Source organism: Arthrobacter sp. NamB2, assembly GCF_005281365.1.
GTDB lineage: Bacteria > Actinomycetota > Actinomycetes > Actinomycetales > Micrococcaceae > Arthrobacter_D.
In genome coordinates this window covers 1-857 of the sequence record NZ_SZWI01000020.1, presented here as the reverse complement: position 1 = coordinate 857, position 857 = coordinate 1, and the positions used below count along the sequence as shown (strand labels likewise).

General features: G+C 65.1%; 1 pseudogene. It reads left to right on the top strand.

Going from position 1 to position 857, the window contains the following annotated elements:
- Nucleotides 1–857: pseudogene (locus FDK12_RS14955) on the top strand (hypothetical protein); the annotation flags it as partial.

Sequence of the window (857 nt, the reverse complement as noted above, 5' to 3'; positions counted from 1 at the left end):
GTGACCTGCATCGCGACGTACACGGTCACTCAGGAAGACATCGACGCCGGAACCGGAACGATCGAGAACATCGCCACCGGCACCGGAAACGATCCCGCGAAGAAGCCCGTCACCACGCAACCGTCCGAGGCCATCGTGACCGTACCCGCCCAGACCGGCATCAACCTGGTCAAGAGCGCCGACGCGGACGCCACGGAGGACATCAAGGTCGGCCAGAAGGTCACCTACTCGTTCCTGGTCAGGAACACCGGCAACGTCACCCTCAACGACGTCACCATCAACGAGGATAGCTTCACCGGTGATCGGACGCAGCTCTCCGACGTCGAGTGCGGATCAGGTGCTGTTGCTCTGGCTCCGGGCGCCGAGGTGCTCTGCACGGCGAGCTACACGGTTGTTCAGGCCGACGTCGATGCCAAGGGTGTCAGTAACGTGGCAACCGCCACGGGAACCCCGTCCCGCGGGACCACTCCGGTCTCGACACCTTCCGAAGCGAAGGTTCCTGCTGCTGCAGAGCCGAGCCTGGCACTCGTGAAGACGGCATCCGCCGACAGGGCCACCGCTGCCGGCCAGGAAATCGAGTACTCGTTCCTGCTGACCAACACCGGCAACGTCAGCCTCACCGACGTCACCGCGGTCGAGGGCGAGTTCTCCGGCGCCGGAGATCTATCCGACGTCGTGTGCCCGGAAACCATGGTGCCCCTGGTACCGGGAGCGTCCGTGACCTGCACCGCGACCTACACCACTGTCGCAGCCGACCTCACGGGCAAGGACATCACGAACACCGCGACCGGAACAGGCACCGTTCCCGGTGAGGACCCGGTCACCTCGGATCCGTCGACCGCGAAGGTCGCGACCGA